This is a genomic window from Kitasatospora sp. A2-31 (genome assembly GCF_022288725.1).
Lineage (GTDB): Bacteria > Actinomycetota > Actinomycetes > Streptomycetales > Streptomycetaceae > Kitasatospora.
Window position 1 is genome coordinate 720689 of record NZ_JAKNTA010000003.1, and the last position, 18510, is coordinate 739198.

Genomic DNA, 18510 nt, shown 5'->3' on the forward strand with positions numbered 1-18510 from the left:
CCGGACCGGACCGCTCCGCAGGCGGTCCGGTCGGTCACGTTGCGCAGTTTCCCGGGAGCTGGGAGTTTTGATCCCTGCTGAGCGGGGGTATGCAGGCTGTGCCGAGGGGTGCGACAGGTGCGCCCCGTCTCCTCAGACCCGGGGGTGTGAGCCAGTGGAAAGCGCCGAGTCGCGCCCCGGCCGTGCCAGTACCGGGTCGTCCGTGGCCGCGAGAGCCCCGCACGGAAGCTTCGCGGAACGCGGATGAGGCAGTAACGGACCGTTAGTCTGCTCCCTGCGCGTACCGACCATGAGCGTCTTGCCGGGCGTCCGCCCGAGGTCGGCCCGCCACCCCATCACCCAGTGATCCCCGGCCAGGTCCGGGATCCCTCACACCCACGACGAGGACTGTTCGAGATGCCCACCGGCCAGGTCAAGTGGTTCAACGAGACGAAGGGCTTCGGCTTCCTGTCGCGCGACGACGGGGGCGACGTCTTCGTCCACACCAAGGCGCTGCCCGCCGGTGTCACCGCGCTGAAGCCGGGCCAGCGGGTCGAGTTCGGCGTGGTGGCGGGCCACCGCGGCGACCAGGCGATGGGGGTGCAGCTGCTGGACGCGCTGCCGTCGGTGGCCGCGGCGCAGCGCAAGAGCCCGGACGACATGGCGGCTCTGGTGCAGGACCTCATCACGATGATGGACGCGGTGCTGCCGGGCCTGCAGCACGGCCGCTACCCGGCCAAGCCGACCGGCCAGAAGCTGGCCGGGGTGCTGCGCGCGGTGGCCGACCAGTTCGACATCTGACCGGAGCGTGCCGGCGCGCCCCGGACGGATGCGCACCCGCCCCCGGGCGGTGCGTGTCCGTCGGGGCGCGCCGTGCTGTCTGCGGGGCCGCCCGGAGCCGGGAGGCCCCGAGGTCCGGCGCGTCCGCGGCCGGAGGGGCTGCGTGTTTGCGCTCAGAGGTCCAGCGCGTCCGGGGCGAGCGGGGGCACCAGCCCCTCCTCGGCGGCCCGGGTGAGCAGCGCCCGGACGGCGCCGTAGCCCTCCTCGCCGAGGTCCGCGGTGAACTCGTTCACGTACAGCCCGATGTGCTGGTCGGCGACGGCCGGGTCCATCTCCTGGGCGTGCGCCAGCACGTACGCGCGGCTCGCCGACGGGTCCGCCCACGCCTGCCGGACCGATTCGCGGATCGTCCCGGCGAGCGCCTGCAGCCGCTCGGACCCGAGCGAGCGCCTGGCGATGATCGCCCCGAGCGGGATCGGCAGGCCGGTCTCCCGCTCCCAGGCCTCGCCCATGTCGGCGAGGCGGTGCAACCCGTACTGCTGGTAGGTGAACCGGGCCTCGTGGATCACCAGGCCGGCGTCGACCCGGCCGTCCCGGACGGCGGGCATGATCTCGTGGAACGGCAGGACGACGATCTCCCCGAAGCCGCCGGGCACCGCCTTGGCCGCCCAGAGCCGGAACAGCAGGTAGGCCGTGGAGCGCTCGGACGGCACCGCGACGGTCCGGCCGGTCAGGTCGGCGCCGCCCGCGCCCGCCGCGAGCTCCGGACGGGTCAGCACCAGCGGGCCGCAGCCGCGGCCGAGCGCGCCGCCGCAGGGCAGCAGCGCGTACTCGTCCAGCACCCAGGGCAGCGCGGCGTAGCTGACCTTGAGCACGTCCAGCTCGCCGCGTTCGGCCAGGCCGTTGGTGACGTCGATGTCCGCGAAGGTGACCTCGGGCGCGTCCGCACCGGGCACCAGGCCGTGCGCCCAGGCGTGGAAGACGAAGGTGTCGTTCGGGCAGGGCGAATAGGCGATGCTCAGCGGTTCAGCCACGGCGGGCCTCCTTCAGGAACTCCGGACAGGGCAGCGCGGCGAACGCCCGCTCCAGTGCGGCCAGCGCCTCGCCGATCCGCCAGGCGGCCCGGTCGCGCGGTCCGACCGGGTTGGAGACGGTGCGCAGCTCGAAGGCCGGGACGCCGTGCCGGGCGGCGGCCTCGGCGACCCCGAACCCCTCCATGGCCTCAGCCGCCGCGTCGGGGTGGCGGGCGGTCAGGGCGGCGGCGCGCTCGCCGCTGCCGGTGACCGTGGAGACGGTGAGCACGGTGCCGGTGACCACCGGCCCGGCGGCCCCGGCGGCCAGCGCCTCGGCGGCCAGCGCCACGGCGGTCGGCGGCGGGGTGTGCCGGACGGTGCCGAAGCCCAGTTCGGTGACGTCGGCGAAGCCCTCCGGGGTCTCGGCGCCGAGGTCGGCGGCGACCATCGCCCCGGCGAGCACGGTCGCGCCGATCGGCGCCCGCGGGGCGAAGCCGCCGGCGATCCCGGCCGAGACGACCGCGTCGTACCGGTGGGCGGCGAGCGCGGCGGACGCACCCGCGGCGGCGGCGGCCGGGCCGACCCCGGCGGCCAGCACGTCCACCTCCGGACCGTCCGCGTGGCGCACCCGGTGCAGTCCGCCGCCGGGCAGCGGAGCCGGTTCGGCGGAGCCGGGGAGGCCGCGCAGGACCGCCTCCGCCTCCGCGGGCACCGCGACGACGACGAGCAGCCGGCCCTGCTCGGGGGCCGACTGCTCGCCGGGAAGCCGTACGGTCACCGGGACGGCCGTCAGTGGTCCTGGGTGTTCAGCTGGAAGTACCAGACGCCGTAGATCGCGTCCGGCTGCTTCGGGTCGGACTCGACCACGGTGATCAGGGTCTTGCCGGACGAGTTGAGCGCCTTGGAGGCCTGGACGGTGCCCGAGTAGGTCGAGCCCTTGGCCGCGGAGGCCAGCACGAAGCGGCCGCCCTGGCCCTGGCCGCCGTTGGAGTTGGCCCACCAGCCGCGGTCCGCCACGTCCGGGGTCACCCCGAGGCCGATGCCGTCACTGGGGACCACGTCGGACTTGGGGAGCTTGCCCTCGTCCAGGGCCTTGCCCGCCTTCTCCTGGCACTCCTCCTGCTGCTGGTCGGTCAGCGGCTTGCCGTCGTTGAAGCAGAAGGGGTCCTCCTCCATGGAGGAGGTGCCGACGGTGAGGGTGACGCGGTGGTCGCTCGGCTCGGGCTGGTCTTTCGCGTAGGCGACCGACCCGACGACCGTGCCGACGCCGATCACGACGACGGCGCCGAGGGCGGCGATGACACGGGTGTTGAGGCTCATGCGTCAGAGGCTACCGGGCTTTCCCGATCACGCTACGCGGGGGTGGGCAGCCGCGTGTTGCGCCCGGTCGGTCAGGCGACCCGGGGAGCGGTGGCGCGGTGGCGCAGGCCGATCCGCAAGAGCGAGCGGACCGTCAGGAGCAGCACCACGCCGACCACCGCGGCCGCCACGGAGAGGCCCAGCACGCCGTTCAGCGGAAGCAGGATGCCGACCGTCCCGCCGGCCACCCAGGAGAGCTGGAGCAGGGTCTCCGAACGGGCGAAGGCCGAGGTCCGGACCGCCTCGGGGACGTCGCGCTGGATCAGCGCGTCCAGCGCCAGCTTCCCCAGCGAGGCCGACACCCCGGCGACCCCGGCGACCGCGATCACCGTCACCACCCCGTACCAGAGCGCGGCGGCGGCCGTGGCGCAGGTGGCCAGCAGCAGCATGGCGGTGACCGTCGCCTCCGACCCGCGGGTGCGCAGCCAGGAGCCGAGCACCGAGCCGAGCGCGTTCCCGGTACCGGCGGCCAGCGCCACCAGGCCGAGCGCGAGGGTCGGCTGCAGCCCGCCGATCGGCTCGGTGCGCAGCAGGAAGGCCAGGAACATCACCAGGAAGCCGACCAGCCAGCGCAGTGCCGACATCGCCCGCAGCGCCAGGATCACCGAAGGGCCGACGGTGCGCAGCGACGCCTTCGGGGCGGGGGGCCGGGCGGTCTGCCCGGAGGGGCCGACGGTGCCCGCGGCCTGGCCGTGCACCTCCGCGTGCAGCACGGCGCGCTGCTCGCCCTTGGCCGAGTCCACCTTGTGCGGCAGGTGGAAGGCCATCAGGGTGCCGACCACGAAGACCAGGAAGGCGCCGCGCAGCGGCCAGCCGGGCCCGATCAGGTGCAGCAGTCCGCCGACGCCGGCCGCCACCATGGTGGCCAGCAGTCCCGCCAGGGTGACCCGGGAGTTCGCCTTCACGAGGGACAGCCGGCTGGGCAGCAGCCGGGGCACCACCACGCTGCGCACCACGCCGTAGGCCTTGGACGCCACCAGGACGCCGAGCGCCTCCGGATAGAGCGCCAGTCCGCCGCCGGCCACGGTGCTCGCCATCGTCCAGGCCAGCACCGCGCGGGCCAGCATGGACATCGCCATCGCGGCCCGGCGGCCGTGCGGCAGGCGGTCCAGCAGCGGGCCGATCACCGGGGCGAGGACGGCGAACGGCGCCATCGTGATCAGCAGGTAGAGCGCCACCCGGCCGCGGGCCTCGCCGGTGGGGACGGAGAAGAAGATGGTGGAGGCGAGCGCGACGGTGATCAGCATGTCGCCGAAGGAGTTCAGGGCGTGCAGCTCGATCAGCTTGGCGAGTCCGGACTCGCCGGCCCCCTCGGCGGAGGTGGCCCGGCGGATCCGCCGGCCGGTGCCGTGCACGACCTTGCCGGTGCGCGAGCCGGCGGCGGAGGCGGTGCGGATCAGGAAGTGCCGGCGGGGCTCCTCCGGTTCCTCGTCATCGAGGTCGGTGGGGGCGTCGGAGCCCGGGTGCCCGTCCGGGTACCCGCCCTTGTCGGGGTGCCCGCTCCCGTCGGGGGGCCCGCCGGACACGGCGGTCGCGCCGGCCGGGTGCGCCGGTTGCCCGGCGGGACCGGGGTCGACGGGATCCGGGGGCGTAGACGAGGCGTCCACCGGCTGCGGGTCGCCCGCAGCGAGGACCGGAGGCTGCTGCCGCGGCACGGCGCCCGCCTCGTCGTCGGGACTGCCGGCCTGCGAAGCGTGCAGTGCGTGCTGCGACGGGTTCTCGTCCGCCACATGCCCATCCTGCCCCAGAATCGGTACCGCAACGCGGGATTCCGGTCCGCGCGGCGCGGCCGCGGCGGCGGCGGCGTCCGCCCCGGACTGTGCCGGGTGGCCGACCGGCGGGTAGCCTGCCCAGGTCCGACCCACCAGCGGCCGCGGCCGGCCGGACCGGAAGAGCGGCGCGGCCGGTACCGCTGGCGGCCCGTGGTCGCGCAGAATGGACGAGGGACACCGAGCCGCGACGGAACGGGCAAAACGCCGCAGGCAACAGAAGAACTGGGAGAGAATCGACGCCGTGAGTGCTGCGATGCGAAGCCGTACCCCCGATCGGCTCTGTGCCGAGGCCGTCGAACTCGCCCGACAGGCAGCGAACGAGGCCGTCGGAGCCGAAGCCGTCGGGGCCCACCTCGGTGCCCAGGCGGACGCCGACCGCGTCGTCACCCACACCTTCGAGTGCCTGGACGCCGCCTACCGCGGCTGGCACTGGGCCGTGACCGTCGCGCGCGCCCCGCGCGCCAAGAACGTCACCCTGGACGAGGTCGTGCTGCTGCCGGGCCCCGACGCCGTCCTCGCCCCGCAGTGGGTGCCGTGGAGCGAGCGGCTGCGCCCCGGCGACATGGGCCCGGGCGACCTGCTGCCCACCGACGCGGACGACCTGCGCCTGGAGCCGGGCTGGACCGGCGAGGACGAGCCGGCGCCGAACTCGGCGATGGCGCTGGCCGCCCCGGAGGACGTGGTCGTCAGCGACCCGGACATCCAGCCCGCCCCCGCCCGCGCCGAGATCCGGGCCGTCGCCGCGGAGCTCGGCATGGGCCGCAGCCGGGTGCTCTCCCGCCTCGGCCTGCACCTCGCCGCCGACCGCTGGGAGAAGGCCCACGGGCCGCAGACCCCGATGGCGCAGGCCGCCCCGGCCTCCTGCGTCAGCTGCGGCTTCCTGATCCCGATCGGCGGCTCGCTCGGCCAGGCCTTCGGCGTCTGCGGCAACGAGTTCGGCCCGGCCGACGGGCAGATCGTCTCCTTCGCGTACGGCTGCGGCGGCCACTCCGAGGCGGCCGTGATCCCGGCTCCGCCGGCGCCGTCCGAACTGATCCTGGACGAGCTGGTGGTCGAGCCGATGCAGCTGCACCCCGACCGCACCACGGGCTCGGTCGAGCCCGACGCCCCCGCCGAGGAGCTCGGCCACTCCTGATCCCGTGCCCCGTGACCCCGCGCTCCCGGCCGGCCCTCCCGGTCGACCGGCCGCGCGGCGGTCCCGGCGGACCGATGTCCGCCGGTCGGAACGCATCGCGGCCCGCCCACCTGCGCAGGTGGGCGGGCCGCGGCCGTTCCGGGGGGCGGCACGGCCCCACCCCGGTCGGCCGGGGGTGCCCGGCCGGGGGAGAATGCCCCCCGTACGAAGTACAGGGCGGCGGAAGGCGGCAGGTCCAGTGGAACCTCGGATCATCGGCAGCGGAACGGACGAGCACCGCGCGGACCCCTTCGGCAGCGCCGCGCTGCGCCGCCGGGTGCTGGACGCCTGGGCCGCCTCCCCGGCCCGGTTCCGGGAGGACGCCAACGCCGAGGAGGAACTCGCCCTCGGCGGCTACCGGGACCGCCTGGTGGTCGAGTTGGCGCAGAACGCGGCCGACGCGGCGCTCCGCGCGGGCGGCGCCCCCGGCCGGCTCCGGCTCACCCTGGCGGACGGCGTCCTGGCCGCGGCCAACACCGGCGCGCCGCTGGATGCGGCCGCCGTCGAGTCGCTCTCCACGCTGCGTGCGTCCTCCAAGCGGGACGCGGCCGCCGGCCGGCCCACCGTGGGCCGGTTCGGCGTCGGCTTCGCCGCCGTCCTCGCGGTCACCGACGAGCCCGCGGTGCTCGGCGCGGCCGGCGGCGTGCGCTGGTCGCTCGGCGAGGCCCGCTCGCTGGCCGAGGCGCAGCCCGCACTGGCCGACGAGCTGCGCCGCCGGGACGGCCACGTGCCGCTGCTGCGGCTCCCGTTCGCCGCCGAGGGGCCCGCCCCGGACGGTTACGACACGGTCGTGGTGCTGCCGCTGCGGGACGCCGCCGCCGAGGACCTGACCCGCCGGCTGCTGGCCGGTGTCGACGATGCCCTGCTGCTGACCCTGCCCGGGCTGGCCGAGGTCGTGGTGGAGACCCCGGAGGGCACCCGCACGCTCACCCGGTCGGCCGCAGCGCCGCGGCCGGACGGCGTCACGGCGATCACCGTCACCGACGACGCGGGCGGGCGGCTGCGCCGGACCGTCTGGCAGACCGCCGTGGCCTCCGGCACCCTGGACGCCGCGCTGCTCACCGACCGGCCCACCGAGGAGCGTGCCCGCCCGTACTGGACGGTGACCTGGGCCGTCCCGGTCGGCCCGGACGGCGCCCCGCAGGCGCCCGGCATCGCGCCCGTGCTGCACGCCCCCACGCCCAGCGACGAGCCGCTCGGCCTGCCCGCGCTGCTGATCGCCTCCTACCCGCTGGACTCCACCCGCCGGCACGTCGCGCCGGGCCCGCTGGCCGACTTCCTCACCGAGCGCGCCGCCGAGGCCTACGCCGACCTGTTGCGCGCCCGCGGCGGCGACCTCGGCTCGCTCGGCCTCGTCCCCGGACCGCTCGGCGAGGGCGCGCTGGACAACGCGCTGCGCGCCGCGATCCTCTCCCGGCTGCCCGGCACGCCGTTCCTGCCGCACCCGGCGCCGGTCGAGGAGGGCACGCCGGCGCTGCGGCCCCGGGACGCGACGCTGCTGGAGGGCGCGGACGAGTCGGTGGTCGAGGCGCTGGCGCCGATCTTCCCGGGGCTGTTGCCGGCCGGTCTGGAGCGCCGCACCGAGCTGAGGGTGCTGAAGGTGCGCCGGGTGCCGCTGGCCGAGGTGGTCGACCAGCTCGGCGGGCTGGACCGCGAGCCGGCCTGGTGGCGCAACCTCTACGCGGCGCTCGGCGCGGCCGACCCGGAGGCGCTCGGCGCGCTGCCCGTCCCGCTGGCCGACGGCCGTACCGTCACCGGCCCGCGCCGGGTCCTGCTGCCCTCCGACGCCGCCGAGTGGGCGGCCTACCCCGGCTACCCCGAGGCGCTGGCCGGCGCGCTGGCCCTGCTCGACCTGCGCCTCGCCCACCCGGAGGCCGCGCACCCGCTGCTGGCGAAGCTCGGCGCCGGCACCGCCACCCCCGCCGGCGTGCTGGACACGCCCGAGGTGCGGGCCGCCGTCGCCCGCTCCTACGAGCTGGCCGAGGAGGACCTGGACGCCGCCGCCGACCTCGCCGACTCGGTGCTCGCCCTGGTCAAGGCGGCCGCCCCGGCGGTCGGCGAGCACCCGTGGCTGGCCCGGCTGGCGCTGCTGGACGACGAGGGCGAGCCGGCCCGCGCGGGCGAGCTGATCCTGCCCGGCAGCCGGCTCGCCGCCGTCGCCCGGGAGGACGACGCGGGCTGGGTGGACGACGAGCTGCTGGAGCGCTGGGGCCCCGAGGTGCTCGCCGCCGCCGGCGTGCCGGCCGAGTTCGTGCTGGTCCGGGCCGAGGACGTGGTGCTCGACCCGGACGACCTGGAGCGGCTCGACCCGACCGCCCCCGCCGACCGCGCGGCCGGCGGCCACCCGACCGGCCTGCTGGACGAGGCCCCGGACGGCCTCGCCGAGTGGGCCGAGGACGCCCTGGAGGCGCTGCACGCCGATGACGGCGACCCGGTGGGCGTGCCGCCCGTCGCCGCCGAGCTGCTGGCCGTGCGCGACCTCGACCTGGTGGACGACGACGCCTGGCCCGAGGCGCTGGCCGCGCTCGCCCGGCCGCCGTACCGGGACGCCGTCGTCAACCCCGTCCGCACCCTGCTGCCCGACGGCTCCTACGCCGACCTGCCGCCGTACACCGCCTGGTGGCTGCGCGATCACCCGGTGCTGGACGGACGCGAGCCGGCCGGTCTGCGCGCGGCCGGCGCCGACCCGCTGCTGCGCGGCCTCTACGACGAGGCGCGGACCACGCTGGACGAGCAGTTCCTGCACGCGCTCGGGGTGCGCACCACGCTGACCGCGCTGCTCGCCGAGCCGCATGGCCCGGACGAGCTGCTGGACCGGCTCACCGACCCGGCCTCCGAGGTCGGCCACCGCCAACTGCACGGCATCCACAGCGCGTTGGCCCGGGTCGAGGCCGAGCGGATCGAGCCGCTGGACGTGGTGCGGGCGCTGCCGCCGCTGGATCCGGACACCGGCCGCCGTCCGGCGCACACGGTGATCGTGGACGCCGCCGAGGCGGTCGTCGCCGACGCGCCGGACCTCGTCCAGCTGCTGCACCCGTACCCGCTGCTGCCGGTCGCCCCGGCGCTGGCGGCCGACCTCGCCGAGCGGCTGCACGTCTCGCTGGCCAGCGAGGTGGCGGGCGGCCGGGTGCTCTCCGAGGGCCGGCTGCACCGGCTCCCCGCCGTGGTGCGGGAACTGCTGCCGGGCTGCCCGGTGGCCTACGAGGAGCACGAGGAGCTGCTGGTGGTCGGCCCGGACGGCGACGAGGCCGCCGTGGACTGGCGTTGGGACACCGAGGCGGACACCCCGGAGGTGCCGTACGACCCGGACGAGGCCGAGGTGACCGACGAGGACGACGAGTTCGAGCTGCCGCCGGTGCCAGGGCTGCTGCACGCCGCCACCCCGGAGGGGCTGGCGGCCGGGCTGGCCTGGTCGGTCGGTCAGTGGCACCGCCGGTTCGAGGTGCTGGCCGCGCTCACCGAGCCGGACCGCGCCTACGAGCTCTCCGCCGCCCGCGACTTCGAGGGCTGACGTCCGGAGGAGCACCACCCCGGCACCCCGCCACCCCGGCCGGGTGCACCCGCTCCACGACGGGGGCGGGTGCCCCCGCGCCGTACGGGCTCAGTCCGAGGCGCGCCGCATGACCCGCCAGACCACCTCCAGGAGCACCCCGGCGACCAGGGCGATGGCGACGCCCAGCCACGGGTCACGGACGCCGGCGAGCGAGAGCTCGAAGAAGTCCGACAGCCAGGGCACCGTCAGCACCAGCGCGAACGCCCCGCACATCGCCCCGATCAGCAGCAGCCGCCACCAGTTGTAGGGCCGGGCCACGATCGCCAGCACCCAGATCGCCACGATGAACAGCGTCAGCGTGGCCACGCTGGTGTCGGACTCGAGGTCGGTCGTGTGGTTGGACCGGGCCAGTGCGTACGCGGTGAAGGTGGCCGTCCCGGCGATGATGCCGCCGGGGACGGCCAGCCGCAGCACCCGGCGGACGAAGCCGGTGCGGGCCCGCTCGTTGTTGGGCGCCAGAGCCAGGAAGAAGGCCGGGATGCCGATGGTGAGGGTGGAGAGCACCGTGGAGTGCCGTGGCAGGAACGGGTACGGCGAGTGCGTGAAGATCACCAGCAGCGCGAGCAGCACCGAGTAGACCGTCTTCACCAGGAAGAGCCCGGCCACCCGCTCGATGTTGCCGATCACCCGGCGGCCCTCGGCGACCACGGAGGGGAGGGTGGCAAACGAGTCGTTCAGCAGCACGATCTGTGCGACGGCCTTGGTCGCGTCGCTGCCGGTGCCCATCGCCACGCCGATGTCGGCGTCCTTGAGCGCCAGCACGTCGTTGACGCCGTCGCCGGTCATCGCCACGGTGTGCCCGCGTGACTGCAGCGCGCCGACCAGCTCCCGCTTCTGCTGCGGGGTGACCCGGCCGAAGACGGTGGTCCGCTCGGCGGCGTCGGCGAACTGCGCGGGCTCGGCGGACAGGCTGCGCGCGTCCAGCGGCCGGTCGGCGCCGGGCAGGCCGAGGTGCGCGGCGACGGCGCCGACCGAGACGGCGGCGTCGCCGGAGATCACCTTGGCCTGGACGCGCTGGCCCTCGAAGTAGCGCAGGGTGTCGGCGGCGTCCTCGCGCAGCCGCTGCCGGAGCACGACCAGGGCGAGCGGCTGCAGGTCGGCGGCCGGGTCCGGGGCGTCGAGCGGGACGGGGGTGCGGCCCAGCAGCAGCACCCGCAGGCCCTTGGTGCCGAGCTCGTCCACGTCGGCGAGCGCCGGGTGCCCGGCCGGCAGCAGCACGTCCGGCGCGCCGAGCAGCCAGCTGGCCTCGCCGCCCTGCGGCTCGAGCAGCTGGACCCCGCTCCACTTGCGGGCGGAGGAGAACGGCATCGCCTCGATCACCCGCCAGCCGCCGCTCGCGCCGTCGCCGTCGCCGTCGCCCCCGCCCAGCCCGTAGGCCTCGATCACCGCCTGCATCGACGGGTTGGGGCGGGCGTCCGCGCCGGCCATCACGCCGAGCGCCTGCTTGATCACCTCCGGGTCGGCGTGCACGGAACGGGCCGGCGGGGCGTCCGCACGCGGGTGGCCGTCGGCCCCGGCCAGGGTGCGCAGCTCGACGACGTCCATGCCGCCCTCGGTGAGCGTGCCGGTCTTGTCCAGACAGACGGTGTCCACCCGGGCCAGCCCCTCGATCGCGGGCAGCTCCTGCACCAGGCACTGCCTGCGGCCGAGCCGGATCACGCCGATCGCGAAGGCGACCGAGGTCAGCAGCACCAGGCCCTCGGGGACCATCGGCACGATGCCGGCCACCATCCGGCGGACGGCCTCCTTCCAGTCCCGCCCCTCGACCGCGAGCTGGCTGATCACCAGTCCGACGGCGGTGGGCACCAGCAGCCAGGTGATGAACCGCAGGATGCTGTCGATGCCGCTGCGCAGCTCGGACCTGACCAGGGTGAACCGGCTGGCCTCCTCGGCGAGCTGGGCCGCGTACGCCTCGCGGCCCACCTTGGTGGCGGTGAACGCCCCCGCGCCGGCCACCACGAAGCTGCCGGACATCACCTGGTCGCCGGGCTGCTTGAGGACGGGGTCGGGCTCGCCGGTGAGCAGCGACTCGTCGATCTCCAGCCCGTCGGCCTCGGTCACCGCGCCGTCGACGATCACCTTGTCGCCGATGCCGAGCAGCACGGTGTCGTCGAGGACGATCTCGCCGGTGGCGATTTGCTGGACGGTGCCGTCCCGGCGGACCTGGGGCCTGGCCTCGCCGATCAGCGCCAGGCTGTCCAGGGTCTTCTTGGCGCGCAGCTCCTGGACGATGCCGATCGCCGTGTTGGCGACGATGACCAGGCCGAACAGGCCGTCCTGGATCGGCCCGACGACCAGGATGATCCCGAACATCACGCCGATGATCGCGTTGAAGCGGGTGAAGACGTTGGCCCGGACGATCTCCCGGGTGGAGCGGCTGGAGCGCACCGGGACGTCGTTGACGTCCCCCCGGGCCACCCGCTCGGCGACCTCCGCAGCGGTGAGGCCCGCGCGCCGCCCGGGCAGCAGGCCGAGCGGGTGGGCGCCGTCATGACCGTCGCCGGGCGCCTGATCCGGTTGCTGGGCAGGCTGCGTCATGGCACCGACTCTACGGGTGCCTCATGTCCGATGCGTGCTGCTGGAGGACTGTGCAGTCCGACCGGGTGGCCGGATCCGGTCAGTCCCGGGCGGCCGGGTCCGCGCCGTTGTCGCCGGTCGAGCGCTCGCCGGCCGACCGCTCGGCCGCCCCGGCCCCGGCAGCGCGGCTGCGGGCGATCGCGTCCCGGCGGGCGCGGCAGTACCAGAGGCCGATCAGGCCGAGGCCGGCCCCGGCCAGGCAGATCCACGGCCAGTTCCCGTGGCCGTGGTCGGCGAGCGTCCCCCGGAACGGGAGCAGGGCCAGGAAGGCGACGAACCACAGCACCGTGCCGCCGCCGACGATGGCGACGTCGTTGGCCTCCAGCGGCGGGGGCGAGGGGTGCAGCGGGGTCTTCGGCATGGGCTCTAGAGTACGGGGCGGCGGCCGCTCGTCCGACTTTCGGCCACTCCCGATCTGTCCTCTTGTCACGTTGATCGTTCTACGCGCGAAGATAGCGCGTGTGCGATCGGGGCGCCCATACTGGGGCCTTCCGGTTGGCTGCGCCATGCCCAGGACGCCTGGGCCGACGCCGCGCCGCCGGGCCCGCCCGGCCATCGTCGCCCCGGGCGCGGACCCCTCTCCTCAGCCCCCACCAGAGGACGCACGCATGCCTGTGGCCCAGCCGACCACCGAGTCGCCCGAGCCCGTCGCCACGGCGCCCAAGCCCCCCGCCGGCGCCCTGGACCGCTACTTCCGGATCTCCGAGCGCGGCTCCACCCTCCCGCGCGAGATCCGCGGTGGCATCGCCACCTTCTTCACCATGGCGTACATCCTGGTGCTCAACCCGATCATCCTGGCCAGCGCCACGGACATGACCGGGGCCCACCTGGACAACGCGCAGCTGGTCACCGCGACCGCCCTCACCGCCGGGCTCACCACCCTGCTGATGGGCGTGATCGGCAACGTCCCGATCGGCCTGGCCGCCGGCCTCGGCGTCAACACCATCGTCGCCCTCCAGCTCGCCCCCAAGATGACCTGGCCGGACGCCATGGGCATGGTGGTGCTGGCAGGATTCGCGATCATGCTCCTGGTCGCCACCGGCCTGCGCGAGCGGGTCATGAACGCCGTTCCGCTCGGCCTGCGCAAGGCGATCGCGATCGGCATCGGGCTCTTCATCGCCCTGGTCGGCCTGGTCGACGCCGGCTTCGTCAGCCGGATCCCGGACATCGCCCACACCACCGTCCCGCTCCAGCTCGGCGGCAACGGCCACCTGCTCGGCTGGCCGGTGCTGGTCTTCGTGCTCGGTCTGCTGCTCACCCTGGTGCTGATCGTCCGCAAGGTGCCCGGCGCGATCCTGGTCTCCATCGCCGTGACCACCGTGGTCGCCGTGGCGATCGACAAGCTCGCCGGAGTCCCCGACGCCGGCTGGGGCCTGACCGTCCCGGCCTGGCCCGGCAACCCGGTCGCCGCCCCCGACTTCGGCCTGGTCGGCCACGTCAGCCTGTTCGGCGGCTTCGAGAAGGTCGGCGCGCTCACCGGCGCCCTCTTCGTCTTCACCGTCCTGATGTCCTGCTTCTTCGACGCGATGGGCACCATCCTCGGCGTCGCCGACGAGGCCCACCTGCTGGACGAGAAGGGCGACCTGCCCGGCATCAACCGGATCCTGATGGTCGACGGCATCGCCACCGCGGCCGGCGGCGCCACCTCCTGCTCCGCCAACACCTGCTACGTCGAGTCCACCGCCGGCGTCGGCGAGGGCGCCCGGACCGGCGTCGCCTCGATCGTCACCGGCCTGCTCTTCGTGGTGGCGATCTTCTTCGCCCCGCTCGCCGGCATGGTCCCCGCCCAGGCCGCCACCCCCGCGCTGGTGGCCGTCGGCTTCCTGATCCTGGCCAACTCGGTCAAGGAGATCGACTGGGCCGACCACACCGTCGCGATCCCGGCCTTCCTGACCATGGTGACGATGCCGTTCACCTACTCCATCACCAACGGCATCGGCTTCGGCTTCGTCGCCTTCTGCGTCCTGCGCCTCGCCGCCGGTCGCGGCCGCGAGGTCCCGGCTGCGATGTACGCGGTGTCCGCGGTCTTCGCCTTCTACTACCTGATGCCCGCCCTCGGCCTGCTCTGACGCCGCCCCCGTACGGCAGCGGCCCCGCACTCCCCGGAGTGCGGGGCCGCTGCCGTACGTGGCGGGCGCGTCCTCACTGCACGCAGAACTCGTTGCCCTCGGGGTCGGCCATGACGACGTGGTCGGTGCCCGGCTCCCGGACGTGGCGCAGGACGGTGGCGCCCAGGCCGCGCAGGCGGGCCACGGTGGCGTCGCGGGCGTCGGGGCCGGGGTGGAGGTCGAGATGGAGGCGGTTCTTGACCGTCTTCGGCTCGGGGACGTGCTGGAAGAGCAGACGGCGGCCGAGCCCGGTGCCGGAGGTGGGGTCGTGCGGGTCGTCGGGATGGCGGACGGCGGCCAGGGTGCGCCAGGCGCGGCGCCCGCCGACCTCGGTGAGGAGGTCCGGGGTGATCCGCCCGGCGTTGAGCAGCTGCTCGATGAGGACGGCGTGGTCCTCGACCGTGTAGCCGAGCGCCGCTGCCCAGAAGGCGGCCTGGCGGTGCGGGTCGGCGCAGTCGACGACGACTTTCCAGTGCACGGGGATGGTCATGTAACCGTTTATATCGGTTACCGGCCTGACGGGCAATCACGTGCCGCCGTCAGGTGGCAGGAAGGCGACTGTGTAGCCCAGTCGGTGGTGGGCATACTGCCTGGGCCGGACACGGGGAGGGGGCTCTACCGATGGTGCAACAGGATCCGCCCGGAGGGGTCGAGGCGAAACTGCTGCCGGAGCTGTTCTGGACGGCGGACAAGGCCTCGCTGGACGGGCAGCGCGAGACGCTGCGCTGGTACCGGGGCCTGATCTCGATGCTGGTGATCGCGGCGGTGGTGGGCTCGCTGCCCGGGCCCGAGCACCGCGGCGACGGCGACGTCACTCCGCTCTTCTCGGTGGTGGCGTTCCTGGTCGCCGGCTACTTCTGGTCCCGGCTGCGGCGCAGCAACCCGCAGGGGCGTTGGTACGAGGCCCGGGCGGCGGCCGAATCGGTGAAGACGCTGGCCTGGAAGTACGCCGTGCGCGCCCGCCCGTTCGACGGCGGCGCGGAGTCGGCCGAGGTGGACCGCGGATACCTGCTCCAGCTGGAGGACGTGCTGCGTGCCTTCGAGGATCCGGAGATCGTGCCGCCCGGCACCGTCCCGGAGATCACCGCGGAGATGCGAAGGGCCCGGGCCGGCAGCCTGACCGAGCGTCGCACGCTCTACCTGCGCACCCGGGTGGAGGGGCAGCGGACGTGGTACCGCTCGCGGGCCGAGGCCTGCGAGACGCAGGCGGTCTCCTGGGGGCTGGGGGTCGCGGCCCTGATCATCCTCGGTGCGGCGGCGGCGATCGCACAGGCGGTCGGGGCGCTTCCGGTGCACGTCTTCGGCGCCAGCTCGGCGGCGGCCGCCGCGGTGATCGCCTGGACCCAGCTCAAGCAGCTGCGCCCGCTCGCCGCCGCGTACCAGCTGGCCGCGCGCGAGCTGGAGAACGTCGGCAACCAGCTGTCCGACCTGGACCTCAAGGCCCCGGACGCCGAGCAGCGCTGGGCCCGGCTGGCCGCCGAGGCGGAGGACGCGGTCTCGCGCGAGCACACCACCTGGCGGGCCCGGCGCGCGTTCCCGCGCTGACCGGCGCCGGCACCGGCACCTGCACCGGCGACACCCGGACGCACCGGAGGCCGCGCGGCCGCTGCGACGCCGCAGTGGCCGCGCGGCGCTGCGCGTCACCGCGCGCTCGATGTTGGTGATCGTGGTGAAGCTGCAGGTCGGAGCGGGTCTTCCCATGATCGGCGGGATCCTGGTGCGAACCCCTGCCGCTGCCTGCGCACGGGACGCCCGCTGCCGGTGGGGGCGTTCGCGGGTCACTCCAAGGGGGCTAGACCGAACGGGTGGCCGGCCGGGTCGATCAGCACCTTGAGCGTACGGCCGTGCTGGTACTGCGGCTCGGTGGCGCCGAGCGCGAGCGCCTTGGCGGTGGCCTCCTCCAGGTCGTCGACGTAGAAGTCCAGGTGGAAGTGCTTGCCGCCGTCCGGTTCGTTCCACGGCTCGGGCCGGTAGCCGTTGACCCGCCCGAAGCCGAGTGGGCTGCCGCCCTCCGGGTTGTCGAGGATCGCGAAGTGCTCGTCCACGTGCCTGGTCTCCCACCCGAGCAGCTCGCCGTAGAAGGCGGCCAGCGCGACCGGGTCGGCGCAGTCGATGGTGACCATGGCGAGGCGGGCGAAGCCGGTGTCGGCCTGCTCGGCCTGTTCGGCGGCGACGTCGGTCATTTCTGGTCGGCCCTTCTCTGAGGGTGGCGCGGCGCCGGGGCCCGCGTGGATCGGGTCCCACGACCAGCATCGCACCGGGAGTCATGGAGGGCACGGCCGATGGCGCCGGGGGGCTCCGGCCGGCGCGGATCGGTGCGGATTCGGCACGGATCGACGCGGACGGGCGGGGATCGGGCCGTATTGCGCCGGATCGCCACAGAATCGGCACGGATCCGGTGCCGGTGGCCTTCGACCGGATGTATAGACTTTTGATCATATCGGGGGATTGCAGTGCACGGGGGGACGGTCCATGGCCATCGAGCTGCCGGGCGAAGTGGTGACGCTCCTTGAGTTCATCGGCATTCGCTGGCCGGCGATCAACGAGGACAAGGTCCGCGAATTCGGCGAGCACGTGAAGGAGTTCGCGCAGGGCCTCGAAGAGCTGCACACGGACTCGACCGCGACGATCCATCAACTCGGCGGCGCCTACGAGGGTGCGTCCTACGAGGCGCTGGTCGCCAAGTGGGCGCTGATGTCCGACAAGCACTTCAACGAGGTCGTCCAGGCCGCCCACGTGGTGTCGAAGGCCCTGGACACGGCCGCCGACGTGATCGTCGGGATGAAGCTCGAGGCGCTCGGCGAACTCGTCGTCCTGGCCGCCACCTTCGTCGCCGCCCAGGCGGCCGCCGTGGCGACCGCCGGGATCGCGGAGGTCGGGGCGGTCGCCGCCCAGCAGGCCGCGCGCAAGCTGATGTCCTACCTGGCGCACCAGTTGGAGGACTACGTCGTCGGCCAGGTGATCGAGGCCGCCATCACCCCGCTGGTGGAGGTCGTCTCGGAGGCGGTCTCGGGCCTGGTGTTCGAGGCCGCGGAGGCGGCGCTGAACGGCGGCGGCGGTTCGGCCGGCACCGGCTTCAAGATCAACCCCGCGGCCGTGGAGGCGCACGCCCGGGCCCTGCACGAGCAGGCGGAGAAGGTGGCCCAACACGCGCAGGTCTTCCGCGGCCGGGTCGCAGCGATGAGCTTCGAATGAGCGACCCGATCGTCAAGGCCCTCCAGCACGGGGCCCAGAAGCTCGGCAAGGCCCTCGCCGACGACATGGGCAAGGCCGCCAAGAAGATGTACAAGCAGGCGGGCGACAACCTCACCAAGGCCGCCAAGCACCACAGCGACAACGACGCGCACCACGCCAAGGACCTCACCGGCAAGGGCAAGGACGGCGGCGCCCCGCCGCCGCACGCGGGGACCGGTGGCGGGAGCGGTGGCGCGAAGACGCCGCCCCGGAAGTACTTCATCCACGACGACGGCCGGGTCCAGGAGATCAAGGACGGCAAGCTGGTCGACCTGGACGGGACCGACAAGTCCCTCAAGACCCTGCTGGACGGTGACTCCGACAAGGTCAAGGACGCGGACCCGAAGGACCTGAAGGACAAGTACCACGCGCGGCAGTACAAGAAGACCGACACGGACGCGGACGGCAAGCAGAAGAAGAACGAGAAGGTCGGCAGCAACAAGATCAAGCAGCCGTCCCCGCTGTCCCAGGCGGTGGAGGAGGCCCGGCGCGCCCAGGGCGACTACGGCGGCAAGAACTACGCCTCGCTCAGGTACCGGGACGAGAAGGGCGAGTTCATCCTCGTCGGCCGGAGCGACTACGTCCGGAGCCACTCGGAGCGGTCGATCGGCAAGCCGTTGCTGGGGGGCAAGGAGGGCAACGTCCGCGAGCTCTACACCGAACGGGCGCCCTGCCAGGCGGGACCGAACTGCGAGCGCTGGCTCGGCCGGCACTTCGAGCCGGCGAATCCCGACCTGAAGGTCACCCACGGCGTCGACTACGACAGCAAGGTCAAGACGGCGGACCGCGACTGGGGCCACCGGGCCTATCTGGACCAGTTGGAGAAGGATCACGCCGCCGGCCAGCATGGTGGCACGATGGGCCCGACGGACTTCGACGCACAGGGGCAGCAGGACAAGGCGGCCCACGAGGCCAAGCAAGCCGCGAAGAAGAAGCACAAGGGCCACTGACAGGCGAGTTC

At 74.4% G+C, this 18510-nt stretch carries 15 protein-coding genes; 7 read left to right on the top strand and 8 right to left on the bottom strand.

Annotated features, from left to right (window positions below; all coding sequences use genetic code 11):
* Nucleotides 1–396: 396 nt before the first annotated feature.
* A complete protein-coding gene (locus MCM47_RS42550) occupies nucleotides 397–780 on the top strand; it encodes a cold-shock protein (protein ID WP_305067969.1) in 384 nt (127 codons plus the stop codon).
* Between the two features lie 152 nt (nucleotides 781–932).
* On the opposite strand, the gene MCM47_RS12175 is transcribed toward MCM47_RS42550, so the two are convergent.
* From MCM47_RS12175 to MCM47_RS12190, 4 genes are all read right to left on the bottom strand, one after another.
* Complete coding sequence (locus MCM47_RS12175) at nucleotides 933–1793, bottom strand: 1,4-dihydroxy-6-naphthoate synthase (protein WP_238861255.1); 861 nt, start codon at nucleotides 1791–1793, stop codon at nucleotides 933–935.
* A complete protein-coding gene (locus MCM47_RS12180) occupies nucleotides 1786–2550 on the bottom strand; it encodes a futalosine hydrolase (protein ID WP_238861257.1) in 765 nt (254 codons plus the stop codon). The genes MCM47_RS12175 and MCM47_RS12180 overlap by 8 nt, the downstream gene beginning before the upstream one ends.
* Before the next feature lie 11 nt (nucleotides 2551–2561).
* Entirely contained in the window at nucleotides 2562–3092 is a 531-nt protein-coding gene (locus tag MCM47_RS12185) for a hypothetical protein (RefSeq protein ID WP_238861259.1), read from the bottom strand.
* A 71-nt stretch (nucleotides 3093–3163) separates the two neighbouring features.
* Nucleotides 3164–4528, bottom strand: coding sequence for an MFS transporter (locus MCM47_RS12190; protein ID WP_374209118.1), 1365 nt, complete (start codon nucleotides 4526–4528; stop codon nucleotides 3164–3166).
* 628 nt (nucleotides 4529–5156) lie between these two features.
* Here MCM47_RS12190 and MCM47_RS12195 point away from each other — a divergent pair.
* Together MCM47_RS12195 and MCM47_RS12200 are read left to right on the top strand one after the other, a co-directional pair.
* On the top strand, nucleotides 5157–6038 hold the full coding sequence (locus tag MCM47_RS12195) for a DUF3027 domain-containing protein (protein ID WP_238861473.1): 882 nt from the start codon (nucleotides 5157–5159) through the stop codon (nucleotides 6036–6038).
* A gap of 238 nt (nucleotides 6039–6276) precedes the next feature.
* Nucleotides 6277–9588: a sacsin N-terminal ATP-binding-like domain-containing protein gene (locus MCM47_RS12200; protein WP_238861261.1), complete on the top strand. Its 3312-nt coding sequence runs from the start codon at nucleotides 6277–6279 to the stop codon at nucleotides 9586–9588.
* 90 nt (nucleotides 9589–9678) lie between these two features.
* On the opposite strand, the gene MCM47_RS12205 is transcribed toward MCM47_RS12200, so the two are convergent.
* Nucleotides 9679–12168, bottom strand: coding sequence for an HAD-IC family P-type ATPase (locus MCM47_RS12205; protein WP_238861263.1), 2490 nt, complete (start codon nucleotides 12166–12168; stop codon nucleotides 9679–9681).
* 79 nt (nucleotides 12169–12247) lie between these two features.
* Nucleotides 12248–12568, bottom strand: a complete 321-nt coding sequence (locus MCM47_RS12210; RefSeq protein ID WP_238861265.1) for a DUF2530 domain-containing protein — start codon at nucleotides 12566–12568, stop codon at nucleotides 12248–12250.
* A 247-nt stretch (nucleotides 12569–12815) separates the two neighbouring features.
* Here MCM47_RS12210 and MCM47_RS12215 point away from each other — a divergent pair, with 247 nt between their 5' ends.
* The gene (locus MCM47_RS12215; RefSeq protein WP_238861267.1) at nucleotides 12816–14276 is read left to right on the top strand and encodes an NCS2 family permease; all 1461 of its coding nucleotides are present in this window, start codon (nucleotides 12816–12818) and stop codon (nucleotides 14274–14276) included.
* Nucleotides 14277–14349: 73 nt separating this feature from the next.
* On the opposite strand, the gene MCM47_RS12220 is transcribed toward MCM47_RS12215, so the two are convergent.
* Nucleotides 14350–14805, bottom strand: a complete 456-nt coding sequence (locus MCM47_RS12220; protein ID WP_238861269.1) for a VOC family protein — start codon at nucleotides 14803–14805, stop codon at nucleotides 14350–14352.
* Nucleotides 14806–14936: 131 nt separating this feature from the next.
* Between MCM47_RS12220 and MCM47_RS12225 the strand changes: the two genes are divergently transcribed.
* Nucleotides 14937–15860: a DUF4231 domain-containing protein gene (locus MCM47_RS12225; RefSeq protein ID WP_238861271.1), complete on the top strand. Its 924-nt coding sequence runs from the start codon at nucleotides 14937–14939 to the stop codon at nucleotides 15858–15860.
* 233 nt (nucleotides 15861–16093) lie between these two features.
* Here MCM47_RS12225 and MCM47_RS12230 read toward each other — a convergent pair whose 3' ends face one another.
* Nucleotides 16094–16498 carry a VOC family protein gene (locus tag MCM47_RS12230; RefSeq protein WP_238861273.1) on the bottom strand — a complete coding sequence of 135 codons (405 nt, stop codon included), beginning with the start codon at nucleotides 16496–16498 and terminating at the stop codon, nucleotides 16094–16096.
* Between the two features lie 289 nt (nucleotides 16499–16787).
* On the opposite strand from MCM47_RS12230, the gene MCM47_RS12235 reads away from it, so the two are divergent.
* Both MCM47_RS12235 and MCM47_RS12240 read left to right on the top strand, forming a co-directional pair.
* Nucleotides 16788–17510 (top strand): WXG100 family type VII secretion target, encoded by a 723-nt coding sequence (locus MCM47_RS12235; protein WP_238861275.1) that lies wholly within the window; start codon nucleotides 16788–16790, stop codon nucleotides 17508–17510.
* Nucleotides 17507–18499 (top strand): nucleic acid/nucleotide deaminase domain-containing protein, encoded by a 993-nt coding sequence (locus MCM47_RS12240; protein ID WP_238861277.1) that lies wholly within the window; start codon nucleotides 17507–17509, stop codon nucleotides 18497–18499. Before MCM47_RS12235 ends, MCM47_RS12240 begins: the two co-directional genes overlap by 4 nt.
* Nucleotides 18500–18510 lie beyond the last annotated feature (11 nt).

Coding starts and splice junctions, on each gene's coding strand:
- MCM47_RS42550 (WP_305067969.1), top strand. CDS start 397: ATGCCCACCGGCCAGGTCAAGTGGTTCAACGAGACGAAGGGCTTCGGC.
- MCM47_RS12185 (WP_238861259.1), bottom strand. CDS start 3,092: ATGAGCCTCAACACCCGTGTCATCGCCGCCCTCGGCGCCGTCGTCGTG.
- MCM47_RS12195 (WP_238861473.1), top strand. CDS start 5,157: ATGCGAAGCCGTACCCCCGATCGGCTCTGTGCCGAGGCCGTCGAACTC.
- MCM47_RS12205 (WP_238861263.1), bottom strand. CDS start 12,168: ATGACGCAGCCTGCCCAGCAACCGGATCAGGCGCCCGGCGACGGTCAT.
- MCM47_RS12210 (WP_238861265.1), bottom strand. CDS start 12,568: ATGCCGAAGACCCCGCTGCACCCCTCGCCCCCGCCGCTGGAGGCCAAC.
- MCM47_RS12215 (WP_238861267.1), top strand. CDS start 12,816: ATGCCTGTGGCCCAGCCGACCACCGAGTCGCCCGAGCCCGTCGCCACG.
- MCM47_RS12220 (WP_238861269.1), bottom strand. CDS start 14,805: ATGACCATCCCCGTGCACTGGAAAGTCGTCGTCGACTGCGCCGACCCG.
- MCM47_RS12225 (WP_238861271.1), top strand. CDS start 14,937: ATGGTGCAACAGGATCCGCCCGGAGGGGTCGAGGCGAAACTGCTGCCG.
- MCM47_RS12230 (WP_238861273.1), bottom strand. CDS start 16,498: ATGACCGACGTCGCCGCCGAACAGGCCGAGCAGGCCGACACCGGCTTC.
- MCM47_RS12235 (WP_238861275.1), top strand. CDS start 16,788: ATGGCCATCGAGCTGCCGGGCGAAGTGGTGACGCTCCTTGAGTTCATC.
- MCM47_RS12240 (WP_238861277.1), top strand. CDS start 17,507: ATGAGCGACCCGATCGTCAAGGCCCTCCAGCACGGGGCCCAGAAGCTC.